The organism is Bacillus sp. AFS037270 (assembly GCF_002585305.1).
The window spans coordinates 1-25999 of record NZ_NUNF01000003.1; the positions used below are offsets into that span (position 1 = coordinate 1).

General features: G+C 38.0%; 29 protein-coding genes. 2 read left to right on the plus strand and 27 right to left on the minus strand.

The window, feature by feature from the left end:
• Nucleotides 1–93: 93 nt before the first annotated feature.
• Together msrB and msrA are read right to left on the minus strand one after the other, a co-directional pair.
• Nucleotides 94–528: a peptide-methionine (R)-S-oxide reductase MsrB gene (msrB, locus tag COD92_RS01290; protein ID WP_098530506.1), complete on the minus strand. Its 435-nt coding sequence runs from the start codon at nucleotides 526–528 to the stop codon at nucleotides 94–96.
• Nucleotides 518–1009 carry a peptide-methionine (S)-S-oxide reductase MsrA gene (gene msrA, locus COD92_RS01295; RefSeq protein WP_480254372.1) on the minus strand — a complete coding sequence of 164 codons (492 nt, stop codon included), beginning with the start codon at nucleotides 1007–1009 and terminating at the stop codon, nucleotides 518–520. The genes msrB and msrA overlap by 11 nt, the downstream gene beginning before the upstream one ends.
• A gap of 225 nt (nucleotides 1010–1234) precedes the next feature.
• On the opposite strand from msrA, the gene COD92_RS01300 reads away from it, so the two are divergent.
• The gene (locus COD92_RS01300) at nucleotides 1235–1987 is read left to right on the plus strand and encodes a DUF4397 domain-containing protein (protein WP_098530504.1); all 753 of its coding nucleotides are present in this window, start codon (nucleotides 1235–1237) and stop codon (nucleotides 1985–1987) included.
• Between the two features lie 24 nt (nucleotides 1988–2011).
• Here the strand turns inward: COD92_RS01300 and COD92_RS01305 are convergent, their stop codons facing one another.
• The 3 genes from COD92_RS01305 to COD92_RS01315 form a co-directional block, all read right to left on the minus strand.
• Complete coding sequence (locus COD92_RS01305) at nucleotides 2012–2590, minus strand: YpmS family protein (RefSeq protein ID WP_098530503.1); 579 nt, start codon at nucleotides 2588–2590, stop codon at nucleotides 2012–2014.
• Complete coding sequence (locus COD92_RS01310; RefSeq protein WP_098530502.1) at nucleotides 2591–3415, minus strand: SGNH/GDSL hydrolase family protein; 825 nt, start codon at nucleotides 3413–3415, stop codon at nucleotides 2591–2593.
• Between the two features lie 106 nt (nucleotides 3416–3521).
• Nucleotides 3522–4100, minus strand: coding sequence for an SCO family protein (locus tag COD92_RS01315; protein ID WP_098530501.1), 579 nt, complete (start codon nucleotides 4098–4100; stop codon nucleotides 3522–3524).
• A gap of 231 nt (nucleotides 4101–4331) precedes the next feature.
• Between COD92_RS01315 and COD92_RS01320 the strand changes: the two genes are divergently transcribed.
• Nucleotides 4332–5222, plus strand: a complete 891-nt coding sequence (locus tag COD92_RS01320; RefSeq protein ID WP_098530500.1) for an MBL fold metallo-hydrolase — start codon at nucleotides 4332–4334, stop codon at nucleotides 5220–5222.
• A 51-nt stretch (nucleotides 5223–5273) separates the two neighbouring features.
• On the opposite strand, the gene tatC is transcribed toward COD92_RS01320, so the two are convergent.
• The 22 genes from tatC to COD92_RS01430 all read right to left on the minus strand — a co-directional run bounded on the left by tatC (nucleotide 5274) and on the right by COD92_RS01430 (nucleotide 25938).
• Entirely contained in the window at nucleotides 5274–6017 is a 744-nt protein-coding gene (gene tatC / locus COD92_RS01325; protein ID WP_098530499.1) for a twin-arginine translocase subunit TatC, read from the minus strand.
• A 156-nt stretch (nucleotides 6018–6173) separates the two neighbouring features.
• On the minus strand, nucleotides 6174–6368 hold the full coding sequence (tatA, locus tag COD92_RS01330; protein WP_098530498.1) for a twin-arginine translocase TatA/TatE family subunit: 195 nt from the start codon (nucleotides 6366–6368) through the stop codon (nucleotides 6174–6176).
• A gap of 322 nt (nucleotides 6369–6690) precedes the next feature.
• A complete protein-coding gene (locus tag COD92_RS01335; RefSeq protein WP_098530497.1) occupies nucleotides 6691–7185 on the minus strand; it encodes a dihydrofolate reductase in 495 nt (164 codons plus the stop codon).
• Entirely contained in the window at nucleotides 7182–7976 is a 795-nt protein-coding gene (locus COD92_RS01340; RefSeq protein ID WP_098530496.1) for a thymidylate synthase, read from the minus strand. The genes COD92_RS01335 and COD92_RS01340 overlap by 4 nt, the downstream gene beginning before the upstream one ends.
• 115 nt (nucleotides 7977–8091) lie before the next feature.
• Entirely contained in the window at nucleotides 8092–8670 is a 579-nt protein-coding gene (locus COD92_RS01345) for a TerD family protein (RefSeq protein WP_098530495.1), read from the minus strand.
• Between the two features lie 32 nt (nucleotides 8671–8702).
• Nucleotides 8703–9317: a TerD family protein gene (locus COD92_RS01350; protein WP_098530494.1), complete on the minus strand. Its 615-nt coding sequence runs from the start codon at nucleotides 9315–9317 to the stop codon at nucleotides 8703–8705.
• A gap of 33 nt (nucleotides 9318–9350) precedes the next feature.
• Nucleotides 9351–10454, minus strand: coding sequence for a toxic anion resistance protein (locus COD92_RS01355; protein ID WP_098530493.1), 1104 nt, complete (start codon nucleotides 10452–10454; stop codon nucleotides 9351–9353).
• Nucleotides 10455–10457: 3 nt separating this feature from the next.
• On the minus strand, nucleotides 10458–12095 hold the full coding sequence (locus COD92_RS01360; RefSeq protein ID WP_098530492.1) for a YceG family protein: 1638 nt from the start codon (nucleotides 12093–12095) through the stop codon (nucleotides 10458–10460).
• Between the two features lie 443 nt (nucleotides 12096–12538).
• Nucleotides 12539–13363, minus strand: a complete 825-nt coding sequence (locus tag COD92_RS01370; protein WP_098530490.1) for an HAD family hydrolase — start codon at nucleotides 13361–13363, stop codon at nucleotides 12539–12541.
• Nucleotides 13360–14481 (minus strand): cysteine protease StiP family protein, encoded by a 1122-nt coding sequence (locus COD92_RS01375; RefSeq protein ID WP_098530489.1) that lies wholly within the window; start codon nucleotides 14479–14481, stop codon nucleotides 13360–13362. Before COD92_RS01375 ends, COD92_RS01370 begins: the two co-directional genes overlap by 4 nt.
• 187 nt (nucleotides 14482–14668) lie before the next feature.
• Nucleotides 14669–16006, minus strand: a complete 1338-nt coding sequence (locus COD92_RS01380) for a phosphoribosyltransferase family protein (protein WP_176541201.1) — start codon at nucleotides 16004–16006, stop codon at nucleotides 14669–14671.
• On the minus strand, nucleotides 15957–17144 hold the full coding sequence (locus tag COD92_RS01385; protein WP_098530488.1) for an HpcH/HpaI aldolase/citrate lyase family protein: 1188 nt from the start codon (nucleotides 17142–17144) through the stop codon (nucleotides 15957–15959). Before COD92_RS01385 ends, COD92_RS01380 begins: the two co-directional genes overlap by 50 nt.
• A 78-nt stretch (nucleotides 17145–17222) precedes the next feature.
• Nucleotides 17223–17999, minus strand: a complete 777-nt coding sequence (locus COD92_RS01390) for a TerC family protein (RefSeq protein ID WP_098530487.1) — start codon at nucleotides 17997–17999, stop codon at nucleotides 17223–17225.
• A gap of 159 nt (nucleotides 18000–18158) precedes the next feature.
• Nucleotides 18159–18740, minus strand: coding sequence for a TerD family protein (locus COD92_RS01395; protein ID WP_098530486.1), 582 nt, complete (start codon nucleotides 18738–18740; stop codon nucleotides 18159–18161).
• A gap of 86 nt (nucleotides 18741–18826) precedes the next feature.
• Nucleotides 18827–19420, minus strand: a complete 594-nt coding sequence (locus COD92_RS01400; protein WP_098530485.1) for a YpjP family protein — start codon at nucleotides 19418–19420, stop codon at nucleotides 18827–18829.
• Between the two features lie 105 nt (nucleotides 19421–19525).
• On the minus strand, nucleotides 19526–20302 hold the full coding sequence (locus COD92_RS01405; protein ID WP_098530484.1) for a class I SAM-dependent methyltransferase: 777 nt from the start codon (nucleotides 20300–20302) through the stop codon (nucleotides 19526–19528).
• 303 nt (nucleotides 20303–20605) lie between these two features.
• The gene (locus COD92_RS01410; protein ID WP_098530483.1) at nucleotides 20606–21040 is read right to left on the minus strand and encodes a BrxA/BrxB family bacilliredoxin; all 435 of its coding nucleotides are present in this window, start codon (nucleotides 21038–21040) and stop codon (nucleotides 20606–20608) included.
• Between the two features lie 59 nt (nucleotides 21041–21099).
• On the minus strand, nucleotides 21100–22233 hold the full coding sequence (locus COD92_RS01415) for a conserved virulence factor C family protein (RefSeq protein ID WP_098530482.1): 1134 nt from the start codon (nucleotides 22231–22233) through the stop codon (nucleotides 21100–21102).
• 27 nt (nucleotides 22234–22260) lie between these two features.
• Complete coding sequence (locus COD92_RS01420; RefSeq protein ID WP_098530481.1) at nucleotides 22261–24153, minus strand: ABC-F family ATP-binding cassette domain-containing protein; 1893 nt, start codon at nucleotides 24151–24153, stop codon at nucleotides 22261–22263.
• Nucleotides 24150–24800 carry an HD domain-containing protein gene (locus COD92_RS01425; RefSeq protein ID WP_098530480.1) on the minus strand — a complete coding sequence of 217 codons (651 nt, stop codon included), beginning with the start codon at nucleotides 24798–24800 and terminating at the stop codon, nucleotides 24150–24152. Before COD92_RS01425 ends, COD92_RS01420 begins: the two co-directional genes overlap by 4 nt.
• A gap of 74 nt (nucleotides 24801–24874) precedes the next feature.
• On the minus strand, nucleotides 24875–25030 hold the full coding sequence (locus tag COD92_RS31725; RefSeq protein WP_176541200.1) for a hypothetical protein: 156 nt from the start codon (nucleotides 25028–25030) through the stop codon (nucleotides 24875–24877).
• Nucleotides 25031–25089: 59 nt separating this feature from the next.
• Complete coding sequence (locus tag COD92_RS01430) at nucleotides 25090–25938, minus strand: DegV family protein (RefSeq protein WP_098530479.1); 849 nt, start codon at nucleotides 25936–25938, stop codon at nucleotides 25090–25092.
• Nucleotides 25939–25999 lie beyond the last annotated feature (61 nt).

Sequence of the window (25999 nt, forward strand, 5' to 3'; positions counted from 1 at the left end):
GGGCTAGGCGCTGGAGCTAGCCAATCCTCAAAGTTAAAAACTTTTATACTTTCTTATCTCATAAGAAAAAAAGGACGCCCAAAATGGACGTCCTTATCGTTTTTCTTCAAAGAGCTTGATAAACTCACCGTATCCTTCTTCTTTAAGCTTTTCTTTTGGGATAAACCTAAGTGCAGCAGAATTAATACAATAGCGTAATCCCGTTGGTTGCGGTCCATCATTAAAGACATGACCCAAGTGCGAATTAGCCGATTTACTTCGAACCTCTGTCCGGATCATAAAATGACTATAATCTTCTTTTTCAATCACTTCCTCATCTTCTATCGGTTTCGTAAAGCTTGGCCAGCCGCAGCCTGCATCAAATTTATCAAGCGAACTAAATAATGGCTTTCCCGATACAATGTCTACGTAAATACCATCCCTGTTTTCATTCCAATATTCATTTCTAAAAGGCGGTTCTGTACCATTGTTTTGCGTAACTTCATATTGAATGGATGTTAATTCTTTTTTCAAATCTTTATTTTGCATCGTTGTCCCCCCAATGTCTTTCAATAAACCCGGCACGGCCTGAACCTATATGGTATGACTGATAATGGGCACGATTTTTCTTATAATAGTGCTGATGATATTCTTCAGCAGGATAGAATGTCTTAGCAGGCAATATTGGTGTGACAATTGGCTTTGAAAAACGCCCGCTTTCCTCAAGAGCTTGTTTCGATTTTTCAGCAAGCTCTTTTTGGATTTCATTGTGATAAAAGATAGCTGTCTGGTAGGATTGGCCGCGATCATAGAATTGACCGCCCGGATCGGTTGGATCAATTTGCTGCCAAAATAATTCCAGTAATTTCTCATAGGGATAAATGTCCGGATCATACGTAATTTGAACGGCTTCATAATGTCCGGTTGTATCCGAGCAAACCTGTTGATACGTTGGATTTTCAACTGTTCCCCCTGTATAACCAGACAAAACACTGATTATTCCAGGTTGTTCATCAAACGGCTTGACCATACACCAAAAACAGCCGCCGGCAAAAGTTGCTAACTGATGTTTATTATCCACGTTCCCACCCCTTTTTTATTTACATAAAAGTATACAGAATGTTTTTTGAAAAATAAACTTATTGCTCCAGCCATTTCTGCCATTCCTTATCGCAACATTATAGTCCATTTAGACACCTACCTATATCTGCTTGAATAAATTATGGTGTAATCCAGTAGGTAAGGAGTTGATATTATGTCCGAGAAAAGGAAGCAAACTGATTATCTCCACAAAGCAGCTATGTATGATTTGTTAGCACAGCTCTATAAATATACTAACCCTAGCTTACACATGCATTTCTATTTAAAGCATTATAAATACATGAATAAAGCGATGAACCTAAATAGATCACCTGATCAAGTATTACAAGGTGATGCACAAGTCCGTTTCCTGCATACATCCCCAGATTCCCCGAACGTTGATATCTATATTAACGGGAGCCGTGTCATTAAAGATTTAGCTTTTACAAAAGTCAGTCAGAATTTACGTTTGAAAGCTGGGAAATACCACATCGATATTTATCCTGCTGGAAATATGATTGATAGTGTCTTAAATAAAAACTTAACAGTTGAGGAAGGAAAATCATACACTTTAACCACCATTGATTCAGTTAAAAAGATGCGGCTGTTGGTGTTTTTAAATCACCCTGAGGTTCCTATAAATGAAGCAAAGGTCCGTTTTATACATTTATCTCCTGATTCCCCCGCACTAGATATTGCTGTTAAAGAACGCGATGTGATTTTCCCTATGGTCCGATACAAACAAGCAACCGAATATTTAGGATTAACTCCTATGACAGTGGATTTGGAAGCAAGGAATGCTGGCAGTAAAGATCTCTTGCTTCCGTTAACAAAAGCAAGTTTTAAGCCTAATGAAAGCTATACGATTGTCTTTTTAGGGCTATCACAGGATAAACCTGAATTACAATATATTAGTATAAAGGATTAAAAAATAGGTGTCCTAAGCGGACGCCTATTTCACTGGGACTAATATTGTAAAAGCAATATCATCTTTTTTCAAATTAAATTTGTCTACCTTAATTTTCAAATCGCTTTTTTGTTTTAACTGCTGCATATGAATATAGACCAGATGATCATTGGGTCTGATTTCAACACCTTTCGGCAGCTTATAGTTCTCCCTAATAAAGTTTAAAACGTACGAAATGGGGAGATGCAATTTTCCAACTGACATCGACTTTTGCTTTAAAATTAAATCGCCATTTTTTTGGGCCGATGGTTCAAAAGTCAGCTTCAATTTTAACTTTTCACTAAAAAAAGGAAGTGCACCATATAATTCCACCTCATCTCCCAACAGAACCTTATATTCTATAGGAGAGTCAGCTGCTTCTTCTTTCAAATAATGGTTAATTAATCTGTTTAAGTCATACTTGTTTGATCTAACATGAAAAGATACATAGTCTTCACTCGAAGTGTTTGTTTTTACGGGTTCCTTCTCATTAATTGGGGCCATAACTAACGAAAAAAGAATAATTGCAATTAATAGATTGATTCCTAACAAAATAAGGAATCCCAGTTTCCATTTATTTTTCATCTAATTCTCCTCAGTGCTGACCGTGTAGGCCTTTTTCTCTATATCAGGTAAAACCTGATTTGCTAAAGCTTCATTAATTCTCTCTGCCATTAGTTTATATCCTTTGTCATTAGGATGGAAATTATCTGTATACAAAACATCTTCATCTGCATTTAAGAAAAGGTCTCCGATTGACACAAAATAGGAATGAGAATATTGGTTAACCACACTTTGGCCGATTTGATTCCATTCAGCGACAATTTGATCCATTTCTTTTATATCCGAAAACCATTTCGAAAATGGGTTATACACGCCAACTAACACGATGGATGCATTTGGGTTTTCTTTGAATATCACGTCGAAAATTTGCGTTAAATGGCTGCGATAGGATTCTTTTTCCTTAAGAAAATCTGATACCTGCAAGTCTGAAATATTGTCTTTGACAATCTTCATGATATCATTTCCACCAATGGTGAGAATCACCAAATTGGACTGCTGCAAAATGGGCTTAATTTTAGGGGATTTGAGTCTTTTTAACAGCTGTGTTGTCCGATTTCCCTTGAGACCATAATTGTAAAAATCAACTTCTTGAACTCCTTTATCTTTTTCGAGCATCGATTTAAGATATGGCAAATAACCGCCTTGATCTGTACTATCTCCGACCCCTTGAGTGAGAGAATCACCTGCAGCTAACACCGTTAGCTTTCGAGGGATAAAATCAGCTGGGATTGGTTGAAAAACTTGTGCAGCGACTTTCTTTTCCTGATGAAACACTAATGAATTGGATGGACTGCACGAACATAATAACATGATCGAAAGAATTAGAAGGGGGAAAAACTTTTTCAACTCTATTCACCTGCCTCCTAAGTTTTCTTTATTATAACACGACTATAAATATTCAAAACAAATATGTACAATATCCTTTTCCTATAAAAAATAGACCAATAAAGGTCTATTGTAATGTTTTTATATCATTGATGATTTCCTCATAGGGAACATCTTTATAACCACTGTATGTCTTTTTAATATTCCCCTCTTGATCAACCAAATAAAGATAAGTTTGATGAATCACCTGATTTCCTTCCGCAGGTTTCTTAACAATCGTTTTGAAGCTTTCCGTTGCAAATTTTTCAATAAATTCTTGAGAATAACCGGTTAGGAATGTCCAATTACTAAATTCCACACCAAATTGTTTAGCGTAGTTTGTCAATACTTCAGGTGTATCAACAGTTGGATCAACACTAAAGGAAACTAATTCAACATCCTTCAGATTTTCTTCTTTTAATTTCTTTTGAAGTTTTACCATATTAGCAGTCATTGGAGGGCAAACATCTGCACAGCTAGTGAAAATAAATGCTGAAACCCAAACCTTTCCTTTTAAATCCTTAAGTCCTATTTGCTTGTTTTGCTGATTTGTTGCCGTAAAGTCCTTAATTGGCCAATTTACTGCATTTTCAATTTGCTTTTTTCCGCAACCGGATAATAATAAAATTAAAACCAGTCCAAATACAAAATAAGAACGTGTCTTCATTCAATCACCTGCAACCTTTTTATTCTATATCGAGAATAGTGTAGCAAAGTTATTGACTAGATGAAAGTAAACAGCTTCTTAGAATTAGTGGCATCCCCTTCTTGTATAACAAACTATGGATATATTAAAAAGGTATAACTTCATCTTTTAATTATTAGAAAATTATGATATTATGAATGAGCATTCACTCGGTTAAATAAATATTTAAATTTCAAAAGTGGGGTGAACAAAATGAATCGAATTGGTCCAATCTTAATCCTAGAAGGCGCCAATTTCAGTAAAGTTCCTAATTCCAGAAGTCTTTATCTAAACTGTTCTGAAAAGGTACTAATTGATACTGGGGCCGAGGAAAAGGTTCTCAAAAATGTCGACAGAGAGCATGGTGTCCAATTAATCCTCAACACCCATTATCATCCTGATCACACACTTCATAACCATTTATTCAAAAATATATCAAAATTAATTAATCCAATTGAGTATGAGACATCGCTTACGATTGAAGGCGTTGCTAGTGTTAATGGAGTTTTTCAGGAGTGGGGGCAAGAGGGTGTTGAAAAGTGGAAAGCCACGCTTCCAGATGATTGGGTGAGAAACCTTGGAGAAATTTCCGGAGCATATCATTATGAGACCGAATATAAATTTGGGGGAATAAAGGTACAATTTTTACACACGCCAGGACATACAAGCGGCTTTTCATGTCCATACTTTCCGGAATTAGGAGTTGTTTTTACAGGTGATTATGATATGACCTCATTTGGACCCTGGTACAACGGAACTGATGGAGATATTGAAGATTTTATTGAATCTGGTAAACGACTGTTAACACTTGATGCTGATACCTATATAACTGGGCATCAAAAAGGAATCTTCTCCAAACAGGAATTTAGTAAGGCAATGGACCGATTTCTAGCGAAGATCGAGCAGCGGGATGAACTAGTCACCCGTTATGTTCAGCAGGGGATGAACTTTGATGAACTAACTAATGCTGGCATATTTTATCCAAAGAAAAGTTTAGAAAACACGATACTAAAAACATGGGAAAGAAGCGGAATTCGGAAGCACTTAAACAGACTAGGCTATGAAGTCATAGGAATGGATTGTCAATTAGTCAAACTAAAATAAAATGGATGATGTCAATTTGACTCATCCATTTTAAAGTCATTCTTAACTAGATTATGCTTCTATAACTTCTTCTTCATGATCTTCATTTTGCTGCTTTTTTAATTTTTTTCGATAAACGAACTTTGATAAATTAATGCTCACTTCATAAAGAAGTAACAATGGTAAAGTTACAACAAAATCAGACATAAAATCAGGAGGTGTAATAACAACGGCAATGATAATTAGAACAAAATAGGCATACTTACGAATTTTCGCTAAAACAAACGGATTAATGATTCCAAGAGAGGTTAAAAACATAACTACTACTGGTAATTCAAACAAAACCCCAAATGGAAGAGTCATATTCAATATAAAACTAAAATACCTGTCAGCAGTGAAGTTCGTAACAAACATATCTTGACCAATGTTCACCAAAAAGTTAAGTACCATTGGAAAAATTACAAAATATCCAAATGCAAGCCCCAAAACAAATAATATAAATAGTGCTGGGACATAGGTGACGGTTATTTTTCGTTCATTTGGTCGTAGTGCAGGCCTGACAAATAACCAGATTTGTAAGGCTAAAACTGGAATTGTCCCAGCCAAGGCGACAACGCCTGCGAGCATGAAATAAATCCACATAATATCACTTGGTCCGAGAACGAGAAGCTTGGTATTTCCAACAAACCATTTATAAATATCGTCTACATAGATAAAGCCAACAATAAAAAAGACGATAAATGCCAGAGCAGATATAATAATCCGTTTGCGCAATTCCTCTAAATGATCAACTAAATTTAATTCTTTATCTTCCATGTAATTCCCCTGCCAATTTCAAAGGTTAAAAAAGTGAAAGTATGTTAAAATCTTCTGTCTGTAAATAGTCACTTCACTAGAGAGATTAACATGTTTTCACGCATCCATATAGGTTTATCTTCGTGAAGAAAAAGGTGCAAGATAGAATCTTACACCTTATTTAGTCAAATTTTTCTTTTCTTCTGTAATATCTTCCATAACATCATCCGTTAATTCACGAGTAGATTTTTTAAATTCTTTTAAAGTTTGTCCAAAAGCCTTACCGATTTCAGGAAGTTTCTTTGGTCCAAAAATAATTAATGCAAGAGTTAATATCAAAATTAATCCGGGCACTCCGATATTAGAAAACATGGATTTACATCCCCTTCAAATGATGTTGTATATTTCTACTATGATTATAGTATTGAAATATCCTTTTGAGGTAATTATCCTCAATAATTCATAGTTATTTCACAAAATCCAATAAAAATTCAATTAAAGTGACATTTAACGTTTTCACAATTAATAGTAATTCACTATAGACAATTTAACAATTACAAGCGCTTAAGTCAATCTTCTTAGTGTTGATTAAATCTTTAAAATATTATGACTGCTATTTTTGGTTAGATATTAGAGGAACATGCATTAGGGACCAATTTCTTAATAAAAAAGCATCTATTGATGCTTTTTTCTATTAGTGTCCGTTTTTTCTCTCGTAGATTCTAAATTCATAATCGTAAGGATTTTTTTCATTTTTAATTCCTTTTTCAACCGATGTTAGGACCCAATCCTCTTGTTTAAACGGAGGAAAAAAGGTATCTGCAGCAAAATTTTCATCAATATAGGTAATGTATAGTCTATCCGCAAATGGAAATGTATCCCGAAAAATTTCAGCTCCGCCAATAACAAAAAATTCGTTTTCTTGCTTTCGGCTATTCATCACAAACTCATCGATTGAGGAGTAAACGGTACAGCCTTCACTTTGATAGTTAGGCTGTCTGGTAATTACGATATTTTCTCGGCCTGGCAGGACGCGTCCAATCGATTCATGTGTTTTTCTCCCCATTGCAATCGGGTGTCCCATTGTTACCTTTTTAAAAAACTTTAAGTCCTCCGGTAAATGCCATGGGAGTTGATTATCCTTACCAATAGCACCATTTTGATCCATTGCGACAATAAAAGAAATCATACACTGACGGCTCCTTTAATGTGTGGATGTGGGTCGTAACCTTCTAAAGTAAAGTCGTTATATTCAAAAGAGTAGATATCCTTCACATTTGGATTGATTTTCAAGGTTGGCAATTTCCGCGGTTCCCTCGACAATTGTTCTTTTACTTGTTCGAGATGGTTCTGATAAATATGCACATCCCCAAATGTATGAATAAACTCACCCGGTTTTAAATCACAAACCTGAGCAATCATTAAAGTTAAAAGCGCATATGATGCAATATTAAAAGGGACACCAAGAAAGACGTCTGCAGAACGCTGGTATAACTGACAAGACAATTTCCCATCAGCAACATAAAATTGAAACAGACAGTGACAAGGCGGCAGGGCCATATTGTCAATTTCAGCTACATTCCAGGCATTCACAAGCAATCTTCGGGAATTTGGATTGGTTTTAATTTGCTCAATTAATTCGCTGATTTGATCAACGGTATTACCATCAGCCCCTGTCCAAGAGCGCCATTGATGACCGTAAACCGGACCTAATTCACCATGTTCATCCGCCCACTCATTCCAGATCCGCACTCCGTTCTCCTGGAGGTAACGTACATTTGTGTCTCCTTTTAAAAACCAAAGCAATTCATAAATAATGGATCTTAAGTGCAGCTTCTTTGTCGTTAAAAGCGGGAAACCTTCCTCAAGGTTAAATCTCATTTGGTAGCCAAATGTGCTAATCGTCCCAGTACCAGTTCGGTCGCCTTTAACATGGCCATTTTTCAGTACATGTTCACATAATTGTAGATATTGTTTCAACTTAAGACACTCCCTGTGATTCATATTTCTCCATTTTATCATAATTATTGGGGATTGCCATGCTAGAAAAAAGAGAAGCTATCAACATCGTTGACAGCTCCCCCGAATCAATATGCTAAACTTCTAACCCAAAATTCCGACAAAGGGCGGCCAATCCGCCTGCAAAACCACTTCCGACAGCGTTAAATTTCCATTCACCATTATGACGGTAAACTTCACAAATAACCACAGCTGTTTCAACTGAAAAATCCTCGCCTAGGTCAAATCTGAGGACCTCTCTATCTGTCTCCTCATCCACTAAACGAACAAAGGCATTAGAGACTTGACCAAAATTTTGATTTCTAGCATCAGCATCATGGATCGTGACTGTAATCGCAATTCGATGCACATGGGAGGGCACTTTACTGAAGTCAATCCTAATTTGTTCATCATCGCCGTCCCCTTCACCAGTTCGGTTATCCCCTGTATGTTCGACAGCTCCAGAAGGATCCACTAAGTTATTATAAAAGATAAAGTCGGCATCCTGGACCACTCTGCTGTTTGCATCTGTTAAGAATGCGGAAGCATCCAAGTCAAAGTCGTAACCGCCATGATAGCGGTTTGTATCCCAGCCGAGCCCGACAATAACCTTTGTTAAGCCCGGGTTGGTTTTGGTTAAGTCAATTCTTTGTCCTTTTGCTAAGTTAATTCCCAAATAGATCACCTCTTTACGAGTTTTCTTCTTAATTAACTATAAGAACGTACAACCTCACTTAAGCTGGCAGCATTCGTTCCACTACCAATCGCAGCAAACTTCCACTCATTGCCGTGGCGATAGATTTCACCCGTCACAAGGCATGTAAGTCCGCTATAATTATCTGTTAAATTATAGTGAAGCAGCTCTTGGTTTGTAGTGGGATTCACAACTCGAATAAACGCATTTTGTATCATTCCAAAATGTTGTTTTCTTTTTACACAATCATAAATATTAACAACAAAAACTAGTTTTTGAATGTTCGCGGGAACACGGCTTAGGTCAATCATTATTTGTTCATCATCACCGTCTCCATCTCCTGTTAAGTTATCACCGGAGTGCTGGACACTGCCATCGTTACTTTTTAAGTTTCCGAAATAAATAACATCTTTATTGTGTTGTAATTTGTCATTCGCCCCGAGCATTATGACAGAGGCATCACAGTCTACGTTGGAGCTGCTAGCACCGCCGCCAAATAAGCCGCCGAATAACTTGCCGCCGCCACCGCTTTGGACAGGATCCCAGCCTAAACCTACCATGATTTTCGTTAATCCTGGATTTCCTTTTGTTAAATCAACTCGCTGGCCTTTTTGTAAATTAATTGCCATATTATTCACCCCATTAAAATATTTGTATAGAATTTAGGATTGTTTCAATTTTTTAAAGTTTTCTTGCAGCTGTTCTAACCGTTTTGTACCTTCAAGTCGAAGACGTTTATTTTCCTCTTCAATTGCACGTGTTTCCTGCATCCCTTTGATGATAATATTCCAGGATTCTTCAATTGTCTCAATTTTAATGCTAGGACCGCCAGCAAGTCTTGCGATATCAGTACTTTGTTGAGAAATATTCTGAGCATTTCTTAATAACATTTCATTGGTTCTTCGGTCAAGCTCGCTCATCGAATCGGCCACAAGCTTCTGCCTTTTTGCTGCAACTGCTTGAATTAACCCATTTTTAAAAATAGGAATCGTAGTTACAAAAGCAGAGTTAATTTTTCCAATAAGTTTGGTATTCCCTCTTTGCAACAATCGAATTTGTGGAGCTGTCTGAAGTGCAACCATCTTCGCCATTTCAAGGTCATATATCCTCTGTTCCAACAGGTCAATTGCATTTTTTAACGAATCCAACTGCATCGAAGCAAGTTGATCTCCTTGAGCGACGCGGGCCTCGAGCTGTGGAAGGCTGGTGTTTTTCAATTCTTCTACCTTTAATTCACCGGCAACAATATATTTTTCAAGTGTTAGATAGTATTGATAATTTTGTTCATACATTTGTTCAAGCATATTAGTGGCATCGACCATTTCATGCTGATATTTTGAGATCTCCACATAAACTTTGTCGATTTCGGATCCCATTGTCTGATACTTTCCAAACAGCTTTTCGACGATTTTTTCGCCCTTTTTAAACAGCTTGCCAAAAAGTCCCCCAGAAGTCTTTTGAAAGTCCTTGGCATCAAATTTATCCATTATCCGCCCAAGATGTTTCAGCAGTTCACCAGAATCTTCTACTTTTGTTGTCCTCATATTACTTAAGATTTGATCGGAGAAGCGAGATATTTGCACAGCCGGCTCTTTTCCAAACTCCAATATTTGAATTTGATCTCGATCATCAATAGTACGAGCTAAATTTTGAATTTCTGGTTCTTTTCGTAAAGCAAGTTTTATATCTGATACTTTTGTTTCGGTTAGAACATCATCAGCCGCTGCAGGTGTTAAACCGTTAGATGGATTTGGTGATAAATTCACTGTTTAATCTCCCCTTAGATTTTTTAAGATTCCTTGAAAAAGCCCTTTTTTAAAAAGCGATGGTTCCTTAAACTCCAAGTCAAACACCACTTCATCAAGCCAGTGCTTATCAAATAATCGTTCATCGACATAGTTTTCGATATCATTATGGCCTGATGGATTATACAAAATGAGATCGATCCCAAATTGATTTAGAAGCAAAAGCAGTGCTGCATCCGACCTTGATAGCCTTCCTGTCGTTTCGTTATTGTAAATAATTAATTTAGGGACAGCTTGAGAATAATCAAATTTCTCCATTAACTGAATGATATTCTTGGGCATAAACATCGCCTGGGTAAACAGATAAACTCTTACTTCTTCGTCAGTTTCCACTGAGAGCGGTTTTAAAGCGGGTGCTTCACAAATCCTTCTTATGGCTTGGACTATTCCTTTTTGCAATCCTGCATCTAAAAAGGAATAGGGCCAATAATGTGATTGCATTACCTTCTCAGCGCTCAGCAAACCATCCTTGCCGAGAGCGTTTCGATAGTGATATCGAAAATCACTAGTACTTGGACTCGTAAAGGGCAGCCCTCTAATCAACAAGCTATGTCCTAATTGACTAATCGATTGAAGCCGTTCCCAATATTCTTTCCGGTTCTTACTTACTCCTTGGACTTTAGCAAATATCGAGGGAATCTTAACTTCACCGTTACTCACCTCAAAGTCCGGACGGATCATTGCTATTTCTTTCGCGAGGATAAACAGCTCGTCATAGGTCGTTTTTAATGTAATGGACGAAGGTGTATAATCCCGTAATTGCCAGGGCTTATAAAGGCCGGACCCCTCAGAATTTAGGATCGACTCAATCTCTTTTGATGCCCGGTAAGCAACTGTCGTTTTCCGGCTGCGCTTTTCCTGAGGGAATGGCTCTGCAGGCTGCTGATTTGGGTAATGATAGGTGAAGATTTCTTCCGTGACTATGCCGGATAATATATCTCTTCCTTCCGGATGGAAGATTATGAGATCACAGCCAAGCTCGATTAAATAATATAAAAAGTATTGATGACTTTTTTTAAAGTCGCCATACCACAAGAATTTGGGCATTGCCTTTTGCGGATCAGCTTGTTCTAACAAGAGTTGTAAATGGTTCAAGGACCATTTTACAAGATCAACCAAAACCCTCCTGAGTTCATGATTTTTCATCCCATCCGTTTCGCGGTTTGCAAATAATTCAAGTGTGGAAATCATTGCTTCTCTTAGTTTTCGGTGAATAACCGGTACCCTGGATTTTAACAACAGCTGTTCACCATCAAGAAACGCCGTGAAACGATTAATAGAAAGCTTCTGCTCGTTATTTATGTTTATGACCCTTTGAATCGCTTGAAAGTGAGTATTATGTATGGTTTTATCCAGAGAATCCTCACTTAACAGTTCAAGGTTCCATTCCTGGTTATGGACATAATCATGCAACTGGTTATAATACTCATCCGTGTCAATAGGTAAGCCCAAAAACTTTCCAATTACTTGCCCAATCTGAATCGTTCCATTTTCAACTGAATAATTCGGCCGTTCCGGCAGCGTTTTTTTCAGCATGCCCTGCCAATTTTCAAATGAAAGGGATACAGGATGGACGTTTAACTGATTTAATGTTGGATACAATCATAATCCCTTCCCTCTAAAAGCGAAGCTTATTGTTATCGATTAGAAAATTATGTAAGGTTTCCATTTCATCATATCACAGTTATTTCATTGGTTCATTTGTTTATACGAAAGAGAGCCAAATTTGTTTCATTTTTAGCTCTAATCCTACTTTTTCACATTTTCACATGTCCCTACATATTAATGGAGTACTCATACTAAGTAGGTGACTCAAATGAGATTTTTATATAAACGACCGAAACTGGATCACGTATCAGAGGAGTTAGAAACCTTAATGGAAGTAATGGTTTCTGACCTATTTATTTATTTAGATTTATTTATTTTCAGCTTTATCTTTACTATATTTTTATCTCCAGTTATCCCGTCATTAACCATGGCCCTTCTGTTTTTTCTTGCAAGCTACAGTTTTTTTGGCTGCCTTTACTATTTTGTTATTAGTAAAATCACGATAAAAAAATAGGATTAGTGTGGATTAGTTGATAGAAATGTTGGATAATCTCTTCTCCTGCACGAACACCGCTATTTATTGTTAAAATCGAGGTGCGGCCGCCTGACACATGCGCCAGATGTTTGGCAAGCTCTCCATGGTTTGGAACAAATCGGTGCTGACAGTTCTTTAGGAAGTCCCAATCAAGAATAGAATCGCCCGCCCCGGCAACCGTTTTCACCCCTTCAAGTTGACAAATAAAATCAAGCGCGTTTCCTTTACTAATAGCCTGAGGGATAAAGTAGAGTTTTCTTCCTTGGAGCGAAATTCTCCAGCCTGACTTGGCAGCCAAATCCTCAATGGATTTTCTTTCTAAATCAGACGGAAGGCAGTTTAATAGAAAATAAAAAAACCATTCCTCGGCCTGTTTCTTTACCCCGTCTAAATAGACACTTTCCCTTTCCAATCTGGAAAGCAACTCAGCTTGCGTAACAGACTCTAGTTTTAAACGGGCACGGAGCTGCTTCGACCATTCCTTCATTGGAATCCCTTGATAAAGAATGTTAGCACCATTTGACGTTATGGCATATTTAATTTTAATATCTTTTGCAAAAATGACAAATCGGCTAAACTGCTCTGTCGTCCTGGTAGTGACAGGTACGAACAAGCCTTGACTTGATAGCTCTTTTAACTGGTTATAGGAGTTTTCTGTCATAAAAGCCACCCAGCTGCCATCCTTTTTTTCAACTGGTGTTAATGCTAAACCTTCAGGCACCGCAAACTCTTCAATTGCCCGTTTAGAAAAAATTAATGTCCGGTCGAGGTCAGATGCAAAAATCATGCTTGTATCCCCTTGACCTTTTTGATTAGACCACAGCACAAATACTTCATATCTGGATAAGCCTGGACTTCCACACCTTTTTCTTCAGCAAGCATTAGGATATGTTTAACAAATGGACTTGAAGGATCACGCATTAAAATTTTCCATGGCACCCTGCGGAGGAGGACCCTTGTTGTTTCTCCAACCCCAGGTTTAATATAATGGGCACTCTCTATCGAAAAATCCGCCTGTATTTTTTTTACATTTTCTAATCCTATAAATCCTGTTTCGAGTTCTCTAGACAAAAGATTTAAGGCTGATTCCTTTGCTTCCTTACCGATGGTAGAAAACTCTTCTGATATCAAATTAATGAACTCATTAGAAACATCCTCTGAAAGCAGATTCCGATAAAATTTAGCCCCGTGAAAATCATCCTTACCAATAAACGCTTCATTTAACACGGTCCTGCTGACAAGGCCAGAAACGGTAGAATTTAAACAAGCACTTGGTATTAAAAAGTCCTCTCGTGTACCATAAAGTGTCGTGCAACAGCCAGGGTCAGCAATAACGGCAAGTGTATCATCAAGCTTTAAGCGAAATTTTTCTTCATATTTTCGGCATGCGTTTGTTAATTCTAACGAGATAGCCCCTTTCCCTGTCCAGCCGTCCACAAATTGAATTTCAGCACCTGGATGCTCTTGTTGAATATAGTGAAGGGCATTTTCATCAATTCCCTTATCACGGATTATGGAGATACTATAATGAGGTAAGCTGATCCCGTATTTTAACTTTATATATCGTTTAATTAAGATTCCAACTGGTGTCCCAGCCCGGGCAAGCGAAACGAGAACCGCATTAGAACCCTTTAATTTAAATATTTGCTCTGAGACAATCCCCACACATAAGGCTACTTTTTGTTTATATTGCTGTAAGGTGTCCCAGAAAACCTTTACATACTCTTTAGGAGGCTGATATTCTATCGGCAGCGATTCGCTGTAATGCCCCCCTGATTGGATCTTTGTTTCGCGATTTAGTGCCGTATCCTCCAAAACTATGTCACTTAAATCCTTTAATAAAAAAAGAACATCATCCTCATGATAGGTTCCGATTTTTGCAGGTTTGTTGAGTATTTTTTGCATCCTATTCACCTCTGTCCTTTGAAAAGGCTGGTTTTCGCATAAATTATTGTTTTTTGTTTAAATTGTAAACCCGTAATATTGTTGGTATCGGAGCATCTTTTCGTAAGTTCTTTCAGGTATTTACGAGCAAAATGCTGATTTAGCAGCGTTTATTAGTTTTAATAACAACATTGTTTACGAAAAGAGCCTATGAAAAAAAGACAATTTTTATTGATTGAAAAGCTAATTCTCCTAATTCACCAAGCATTGGCTGAAGCTGTTCTTCAGATACTTCCCTTTCAAAAAATACAAATAATTCATCATAGTAGTTCGGAGGGATATTATAAACCGAGTGTGAAATTTTCTCGTTCTCCGGATTAGGGAAGTTGACCCCAAACCTCGCCCCGTACCCCTCTTTATTCTCGATAAATATCGGACTTCTGGTCGTGGATTGGTAAAAAACATCTTTGCCCATTTCAGCTGCTAGTTTCATAGGTAAATACATAAATTCTCCAGTTCCGAGGCATAGTGTACGATCCCCCACTCTATTTTGCCTTAGGAAGTCTGCAGCAGAAGAGACTCTTTCATGTACATTAAAATTTTCCAAGCTATTTAAACCAAAACGCCCAGTTTCGTTTAGATAAGGGATTCCATTCAATTGATCTTTAGAAAAATACTTGGAAGCTGTAAAATAAGATCCTAGGCGCAATACTTCTATTGAAGTCTCTCGGTTGGTTGTTCTGAGCATTTTAGAACGATTTTCTAATTCTTTTAATTGATGAATCTCGATATGACCAGATAGCAAACTGACCACATTTATTTTAATTCCTAATTCTTGTTCCAACCTTAAAAACTTTTGCTGATATTCTTGTGAACGCCAATCCAAAATACTTACTACAGTATAAACAGGTCTCGGAAATTTTTCATGAATGGATTTGATAATATTTAAGGCAGTGTTACCGGTCGTAATTTCATCATCAACGAGTATAATTTCACGCTGATGATCAATCATCTCTAGGGAAACATAACAACGATGGGATGTTGCGTGGGAGTGTTCCTCCTCAAACGTTATTACAGGTGTTTCCCCGCTAATCTCTTCTCTTGTTGTATGAAAAAACTCAGCAGCCTGGAAACAATCAAAAAAAGCATGTCCAAGAGCAGTGGCCGTTTCCGCAAAACCAATAATGACCGGATTGAAATGTTTTGGAATAAAGGGGCGGCTGTAATAAGTTCTGCCTGTTAGGAATAAAGATAGCAATCTCTCTTTTTCCTGACATTCTCCTCCCTTAACCTTTTCTATATATCTTGCACCTAGAAGAGCAGCGATTAGCAGGCCCTTTATTGGTTCAATGGGTAAATGTTTTCCAAGCACCTTGCTAATAAATAAAAACGAACGCTTTTTATTGATTCTAGCGGCCATTGTAAAAAGCTCGTCTATGGGAATATGAAAAGGATTTTGAAGACGATCTATTTCCACCTTAATAGAATCAAGGATGTTAAACATATACTTCTTTTCTGATAAGGTCAATGCTTGTGAATTCTTCATGTAACACCCCGTAAACCTGTGATTTTAATAATATTTTTTTGGCCCAAAAATAATGAGGCTTTACTTCGTTCATTTTATTCGCAAATTCACTTTTCATAACCCCATTATTTTCATCGAATGCTTTTACTATATTACTGGCATCAATAAATTCCTCATAGGAAACCACATTAAGGGCCTGAACGACCTTTATATGTGATGGATGAATGATTGTTTTACCTGTTAACCCATTACTAATATCCATCAGGATTTCACGGATTAGACCATCCATGTTATCATCAATTAATTGGGCTCTCCATTTGAGGCCTTCTGCTCCGTATCGTTCACGGAACGGAGTTTGCCGGAGCTGGGGCTTTAACATCCTTTTTTTCGCAGAGAAGTATTCCCAGACAGGACCTGAGATGACATACGAACTATCAAATCGTTGAAAGACATTTATAATATCGGAAATGCAATCTCTTAAAACAGCAATATCATAAACAGTTGTATCCATATTTCTCCGTATGCCGTACAAACCACAGAAATCAGTCGCCCCTATTCGAACATTCAGAATATATTTCTTGTATTGATCTAAAAGGTGCTTGATCTCCATTAGTTCATCCAACCTTGTTTCCTTCTGGATAACCTTAGCTGATTCAAGTATGGGCATTGCATAAAAAGGATGAGCCTCAGTATGAACATCACGTACTATTTCCAATAAACCCCTGCCAAATTCGACGCTGAATTTAGGTATGACTACGCCTGTTAAAAGGTTCAATGCATCACCCAACTGATTCTTAAGGTGTTGCAATTGTTCGAGTTGACGAATCCGGATAAACATAAGAGGTAAATCCTCATAATTTAAGAATCCTTTACTACATTCATCTTGTAACTTTAATAATTCCCCAACAAGTAAATTTTCAGCGGTATCCACTTCATGGTCGCTTATTGCATCCTCCAAATCTATGACGAGCGAGGTTAAACCCTCATGCTTTTTTGAAAGGATTTCCTGATGGATATTTGGGCGGGTAGCTGGCATATAGAGTGTTGCACCTAAACCGTAGGACAAAATGTCACGGTTTGTGTATTTTGAAAATGTCCCTGGTCTTCGGAAGAAAAACCGTTCAATTTCATCTTCATAAAAGTATGTAAAAAATTCCATTACCCGTTTCTCCTCTGTGAATGGTAAAAAAGAGAGGGGAAACAGACTTTCGTCAGCTCCCCACCCCTTTGACAAACATTATGAATTATTTTCCCTGCTGCCTTCCTTTTTTTTATTGTTATAATGAACGATAAAAGTAGCACCAAAGGTTAATAGTAAGATAATAAAGAATGTAATATGTCCCATTTCAATATGAAATACTGCAAGAAGCATCTTAATCGCAATAATTAAGATTAAAATATAAGCAGTTGTTTCTAGTTCTGGCACGCGATCAATTAGTGTTAAGAAAACACCTGCTACCCCCCGCATCATTAAGACGCCGAGCATACCGCCAATTAATAAAACCCAAACTTCTTCACTAACACCAAATGCTGCCAAAACGCTGTCAACGGAAAAAGCAATATCCATCAATTCGACAGCAGCAACTGTTCCCCAGAATGTTCCAAATAAGCGAATTAAGAGTCCTTTTTGATTGATACCTTCCTCATGCTGCTCTTCTTCCTCAGCCCCTTTTCGCTTATCCAAAAAGTACTTAATGGATAACCATGCCAAGTAACCTGCACCTAATATTTTTACCCACCATAGTTTGATTAAGAATACCCCGATTCCAATCGCTATAAACCGGAAGACATAGGCACCTAATAAACCGTAAAACAGAGCTTTCTTCCGTTTTTCGGGTGGCAGATGTTTAACCATGACGGCTAAAACTAAGGCATTATCTGCAGAGAGTAATCCTTCTAAAATAACAAGAGTACCTATCAATCCCCAGCTGACAGGATTTGTTAACACCTCTCCCCACATTTCCCAGTTAAAAAACTGTGAGTATGTATCTAATATATGTTGTAAAACTGACATTAAAAGAATTCCTCCTAGATAGTAAACATGATTTTTTAAAAAGACCCATCTAACTGGGTCTTTTTTTGGAAGTGTTAAACTTGGATGTTGATTTCCACTCCAATCAACATCGTTATAAAAAATCAACAATGACCTTTAACATAGACTTATTTTAAATTATTAACCAATTGATAAGCCAAAATCAGTTGCTAACGCAGCTAATCCTCCCTGGTATCCGCTGCCAATCGCACTAAATTTCCATTCACCGTTGTGACGATATAATTCTCCAACAACAATGGCAGTCTCAATCGAAAAATCTTCCCCTAAATCATATCGGATTAATTCTTCGCCAGTTGCCTCGTTGAAGATTCTCGCATAAGAATTACTGACCTGACCAAAGTTTTGGTTCCGGCTGTCCGCCTCATGAATGGTAATGGTAAATGCAATCCTCTGAATATTAGCTGGAACAGTTGTAAGATTAATTTTCACTTGTTCATCATCACCATCGCCAGCACCTGTGCGGTTATCTCCAGTATGTACGACAGCACCGCCTGCGCCTTCACGATTATTGTAAAAAATGAAGTCTGTTTCATTCGTTACTTTGCCATTCTCTCCTAAAAGGAAAATGGATGAATCCAAGTCAAAATCATTACCGCCATCATATTTATTAGTGTCCCATCCTAATCCAACCACAACATTTGTTAAACCAGGATTTGTTTTTGTTAAATCAACCTTTTGACCTTTAGATAAACTTACTGCCATTTTTACATTCCTCCATTTTTGGTGATAGATTATTTACGAGTTTCTTTTAAAAAGGTTTCATTTATTATAAAAAAATTTATGAAGGACTAGCTCATCCATTTTGGCGGAGTATTTCTGTCCCAATAAATGGTACCCAGCTCATGATGGGTATGAAAATCATCATGATAGGTATGATAATGAAAATTAAACCAATAGCCTGCCTGCGGCGGATTATCGCGTCTTACATGGAAACGTATAATATCTTTCCCTGAAACACTATCTTTTATATTAAAAATTTTCTCAGAAAGCCCGGAACCAGGCTGTTCTGTTATGGTCAGATTCTTAACACGATCCTCTGGAAACTGCGAAGCTGTTTCTTCGATTGCCTTTTCAATATTCGGTAAAATTATTTCTCGGAATTCACTTTCGATGACTGGCTTTATTCTAGTCCCAAACTTTTGATAGGATTGAATTTCTGCCTGTTTAATTAGTTCCTGCATAAACTTTTCTCTATTAAATTCTGTTTCTATTAAATAACTATTTGCCTGAACAAAACTTCTTTCAGGTGCTGGAGTTTCGAAACCGTCTCGATCATTAATTTTTTCTGCATTCGCTTGATTTATTAGTTGTGATGGGGTTACAAGACCAAATGTTAAAATCGATATGGTGACAAAAAGTGATTTACGCAGCCACTTGTTCATAATCGGTTCACACCTTTATTGTAAGAGATTTCTGAATTTAAGTTTCTTACAAATTATTATACTTCTTTTTTGGGCAAAATGGAAAAAAACTGAAAGTAAGAGCTTTCAGTTTTTTTCTATTACTCCAAAATGAAATTTTGCGGTTTTTCGGCGCATGACTTGAAAGCCATATTTTTCAAAGCGCAAGCTTTTGTATTGATCTTTTAAGACTACTCTATATTTAGCTACCCTGATGGCCTCGGTTATCATTTCATCAGTCAGATTATCATGAATAGCAAAATGGCCTAAAGCTTTAATCCCATCGGATTCAAGGATCGTTTCTTCAAACATTGGATCAAAATAGACACAGTCAGCTGATGAATCTCGTTGACTTTTTAAATAATCGCGGGCGTTCGTTTGAATAACACGGATGCGATTCATGGCCTCATCCATGACAGGAAGTCCGGAGTCCCAAGTTTGCAGTCCCTGTTGAACAATGAAGGCCAAGTATTTCTGACCCTCTATACCGGTTACCATCCCTTCTCGCCCAACGAGGAAGCTTGCAATTATCGCATCTGAAGCAAGGCCAAGGGTACAATCAAGAAATGTCATACCTTTTGTAAGTTTTACGGCATCAGCAAATGGGTCGTAGTCACCACTGATTAGCCGCTTAATCCGAAACATCGCTGAATTAGGGTGGAAGAAAAATGGCTGGTTAGTATTTTTCTCAAAAAGCTCCAATCGTTCTTTCCCCACAACAATACAGTCACTGTCAGCCTGTTGTTGAATATGGTAAATCGATTTCTTTTTGCGAGGGAGATAAGGAACCTGTAAAAATTTAGAAATTTGCAGTGCACGTTCAATCATTTCCTCGTTTGTTCTTCCTGCTGTTGTTACAAACATACGATCATCTCTTTTTATTTAGGCTCTGTTAAATTTGGCTGTTGATTTCCGCTCCAGGCGATCGCTTTCCGCGGGCGTGCCGGGGAGCCTCCTCGGCGCTTTAGCGCCTGTGGGGTCTCCCCTGCCCCGTACTCCCGCAGGACATTGATTTTACATCCTCGAATCCGCCCACGCACGAAGGAAATGCATTAGCATTTTCGAGGAGTCGAGCGCCTTCCGCTCCAATCAACAGAGTATGAAAAACAGCAATGTCGTTTAACAGAGCCTTTATTTATTAAAAAAAGGACGTCTACTGACATCCCTTTAGCAATGAGCTTCAAATGCGCCCAATAGGTTTTGCATAACAACTTCCATCGGCATGCCTTCAATATCATGTCTCGGAATAAAATGAACTACCTGTTTATCTTTTAGTAATGCCATTGATGGTGATGAAGGTTCGATTCCTTCAAAGTACTCACGCATTTTTGCTGTCGCTTCTTTATCTTGTCCAGCAAAAACAGTTACTAAATGCTCTGGTTTTTTCTCACTATTTAACACAGCTTGGGTTGCTGCAGGTCTTGCTAAGCCCGCGGCACAGCCGCATACGGAATTTACTACAACAAGTGTTATACCCGTTGTTTTTTCCATAAAATCTTCGACCTCTTCAGCACTTTTTAGCTCTTCAAAGCCTGCTCTTGTTAATTCTTCACGCATTGGTAAAACCATTTGTTTCATATATTCTTCATATGCATTTGACATTCACATTCACTCCATTTCTTCTCCATATAGAATACTATAATCATGGCTAATTTACAAAATTACTGGTCAGACTTTCTTGCTTCCGTCATCTGTTTCCAGACTGAACCTTTCGCTTCTTCTCCGCCTTCAATTCTTTCAATCGCCATTTTGATTTGCATACTGACTTCAAATTCCGGATCTTTTTCAGCCTCTTTAAGGGCTGGTAAAGACTCTTCATTGCCAGCCTCATAGAGAAACATAGCCGCTCTCCACCTTACAAGCTTACTCTTATCCTTCAATGCTTTGACCATTTCCTTTGCTGCCTCAGGGAAGCCTAAATCGGATAAGCAATCACCTGCTGTTCTGCGCACGGTTACAGTTTTATCATTTAATGCGATATATAGTAACGGCAGAACTTCCTTCTCCTTGATCATACCAAGATATACTGTTGCCAGTCTCCGTATGGAGGGTTTCTCATCTTGCAATGCTTTTTCAAGCATAGGTAAATCATCGAGTTCAGGGTCATCCATTTGTTCTAGCAACTGATAGCGTAACTGCCAGTCAGGATTGTTTAAATCCTCAGTTGTTACTTTTTTACGAGTTCGCTTTGCTTTCTGGACAATTGGTGTACCTGAGCTTTGCGCTTTTGTTACAAGTGCTTTAAGGCGCTCCTTTGGATAGGCTGCAATTAATTCCTCGACAACCTCTTGACCAATATGATCAAAATCGCCATAGCGGACTCCTTGATTTTGCCATTTACGCAAAAGGATATAATTATCCTCGGGAAGCTGTGCCTGTTCCCTTGCTTTTAAAAAGTAATCTGGCATTCCAAACCTTCGTTCCGTGGAACTATCTGTCAGTTTAACCTGAAGAGGAATGTCTTTAAACATTTGAATTTCTACCTTAATTTCGCCAAAATGCTCGTCTAGCTTGTTTATATTAGCAGTTTCCTCTGTTTTTTCACCAAACGCCTGGCGGACTTGAGGTAATAATTCCTTCCAATCATATTTTGCGTTTCGCTCAACGGCTAAAAAATCAGCAACATGATATACACCCTTTATTCCTTCAATTTGCAGGATTGCTTGAATAATTGGAGGGGCGTCTGAAGAAGTTTCTTTTTTATAATTATGGCTTTTGCCCATTGGAAGTTCTTGGTCTAAATTAATTTTCATTGTATTTGGACTTGGCGTTGGTTCAATCGCCTTTATTTTCAACACAATCACCTAATTCTTGTTGTTTTCTTATTCTTGTTCAGCTATCTCTGCTAGATAGGACCAGCGCTCAATTAAATACTCTAGCTTTTCGTTTAATTCCTTTTCCTGTTTCATTAATTCCTGAGCTTTTGTAAAGTCACTGCCGGTTGCAGCCATTTCCGCAGCTACTTCTTCAATTTTTGCCTCTGTATTGGAAATCACCGCGTCAATTTCTTCCCACTCTTTTTTCTCCTTAAACGTTAACCGCTTCTTTTTTTCCTTTTCTGGAGCTTTAGTTGGTGATATTGGCTTAGATACCGCGTTTTTTTGTACTTCAAGCGCTGTTTCTTTTTCAAGATAATCGCTGTAATTCCCATAGAAAGAGCCTATTTCACCTTCTCCGCGAAGAACTAGCAGCTGTTCCGCCACTTTATCTAGGAAATAACGATCATGGGAAACCGTAATAACAACACCTGGGAAATCTTCCAAATAGTCTTCCAAAACGGTTAAGGTTTGTGTATCCAAATCATTCGTTGGCTCATCCAGCAAGAGGACATTTGGTGCTGTCATTAACAGCTTTAAAAGGTAAAGACGGCGTTTTTCTCCACCAGATAATTTTCGTATCGGAGTGCCGTGAGTAAACGGTGGAAATAAAAAACGTTCAAGCATTTGTGCAGCAGAAATAGTCTTACCATCCGATGTATCGATAACTTCAGCTGTCTCTTTGATGTATTCAATCATCCGCTTATTGTCATCCATGTCTTCGCTTTCTTGTGTATAAAAGCTGAGCTTCACTGTTTGCCCGATGTTAAATTCACCCTTATCCAGCGGGATCTTCTTTGCTAAAATATTCAGTAATGTCGATTTACCGGCACCGTTTTTACCAATAATCCCAATCCGGTCCCCCGGCTTAACCAATAAATCGAAATGATTAAGGATTACTTTTTGGTCATATCGTTTCGATGCATTTTTCAATTCAAAAACCTGCTTACCTAGCCGGCTGCCATTTAATGTAATATCCAATTTTTCACCCGATGGCTTTCCGGTTGTAAGCTTGTCATCTAAATCTTCAAAACGCTGAATTCTAGCTTTTTGTTTTGTTGACCTCGCCTTGGCACCGCGTCTAATCCATTCCAGCTCTCTTCGAAATAAGTTTTTATTTTTCTCATAGGTTGCTGCTTCGTTTTCCTCCCGAACAGCTTTTGCTTCCAAAAAGGCAGCATAGTTTCCTTTGTAGCTGTAGAGATTACCGCCATCTAATTCAAACATCCGATTGGCAACACGGTCAAGGAAGTAACGGTCATGCGTAACTAGCAAAATCGAACCGTTATATCGGCTTAAATAATCTTCTAACCACTTAACAGAATCAAAATCAAGATGGTTGGTTGGTTCGTCTAAAATTAATAAATCCGGCTCAGCAATTAATACTTGCGCAAGTGCGACACGCTTTTTTTGACCGCCTGAAAGTTCTCCAATTTTCTTTGTAAAATCCTCAATTCCTAATTTCATTAAAATGGACTTGGCATTTGTGCTGGCATCCCAGGCATTTAAAGCATCCATTTGCTTTTGTAATTGAAAAAGCTCGTCTTGAACTTTTGTATCAGATGGGGAGATATTTAGTTTTAATAGAGTCTCTTCATATCCACGCATCAGTCTTAGAATCGGCGCATCGCCGCGGAAGACTTGTTCAAGTACTGTTTTATCTAAATCTAATTCGGGCTGTTGGGATAAAAACGAAATGGTGTACTCCTTAGGAGAGAGAATTTTCCCTTCATCAGGTGCATCTAACCCAGCAATTATTTTTAATAAGGAGGATTTTCCGGTCCCATTTATGCCAATTAATCCCACCCGCTCCTTTTCACTAATTGTAAAGGAAATATGGTCAAAGAGCTGCTTCTCACCATACGTTTTTGAAACATTTTCTACTGTGAGCATCTTCATAAATCTTGTCCATCCCATTCTTGGTAAAATTGTTCTAAAAAGCTAAGCATCATTTCCTGCCTTTTCTCTGCGATTTTCTTAGCTGTTTCTGTATTTAACAAATCTTTTAATTTTAATAATTTTTCATAAAAATGGTGAATGCTTGTTGATTTTCCTTTTCGATATTCTTCTAAGCTCATTTCTTCCCTGACTTGTACAGCAGGATCAAAGATAGGCTGGCCTTTTTTACCGCCATAAGCGAAGGCTCTTGCAATCCCAATAGCTCCAATTGCATCTAAACGGTCTGCATCCTGTACGATCTTTGCTTCAATGGTTTTTAGCTTTGTTTTCCTGCCGCCTTTATATGAAATCGAGTCAATGATTTGAATAATATGTTCTTTGAACTCATCTGGAACCGAGATGGTTTTGAAAAAAGATTCGAGCTTGGCCCTCCCTAGTTCCACTGTTTTATTTAGTTTTTCATCTGGTATATCATGAAGAAGTGCTGCCATTTCAATGACAAACGGATCTCCAAACCTTTCTTCTTTGCAAATATGTAAGGCATTACGCCGGACACGGTCAACATGGTACCAGTCATGGCCAGTGGCATCTTCACCTAGTTCATTTCGGACAAATTTTTCCGTTTGTTTAATTAATAAGTCCTTCATTTTCAAGCACCTGCCTTTACCCTTTGTTATTTTAACATGAAAGGCAAACAAAAAATAACCCCGATGTTTCGAGGTTATTTTTTGTTTGCCTGACGGCCGCTTTTTTTCTGACTTTGTGACTTATTGTTGCCAATTTGAAATTCACTGCCTAGTTCCACATCATTGCTAATATCCTGCTTTTCAATTTGTTCTCTCGTCTGGTTTGGATTTTGTCTTCCTTGCTTACTCATGTGCACACCCCTCTCCTTCATGTTGACTGCATTCATAGTATGTACAATCGGAGGTAAAGTTATTTTAAGCCATTAAACCAACTAATTCCTAGGGTGTTTTCGCCAGCATGAACGCCGATTACTGCCCCTAATGGACAGCTGAAAATTTTAACATCAGGATACTTCTCCTGCAGTTCAATCTGCCAAGCTTTGGCTTGGTCTTCATGTAATCCGTACAATAGGTATACTTCTTTAAATCGATTCTGTTCATATGATAATCGAAAATAATCAAGAATTTTCTCTTTGGCCTTCTTTTCACCTCTAACTTTTTCTTTCACGCCAAGAGCCCCATCTTCAATTGAAATAATCGGTTTGACATTAAGCATACTTCCAAGAAAAAATTGCAGTCCGGTCATACGCCCGCCTCGATGGAGCTGCTCTAAACTTCCGACAAGAACATATGTCTCGCACGTTTCCCGTATTTGTTCAAGTTGCTCTACCATCGATTCAATACTTTTACCGTCCCTAACCAGTTCCATCCCTTTTTTAATTAATGCGGACATTGGATAAGTAAGGATGTGCGAATCAAAGGTAGTGACCGGAATATCGACAAGTGCCGCTGCCTGCTTGCTCGAGGAGACTGTCCCACTTAACTTTCCTGAGATAAGAATCGTTACAATTTGATCATATTCTTTTGACAATTGTTCATATAAAGATTGAAAAGAACCAACCGATGGCTGCGAGGTTAACGGCGGGTTTTTTAATTCCTTTAATCGGCCAAATAATTCCTTTGGGGTTAAGTCTATTCCATCCAAATATTCCTCCCCGTCCAGAACGACAGTTAACGGGATGGTATATAAATCTGGATGATTGATTAGCTCATCATCTAAATAGGCTGTACTATCAGTTACCCATGCGGTCTTAACCATGCGTCTCTCCCCCTGCTATTAGTATGAGGTCATAATATCACGCTAATATAACTGTAACCTC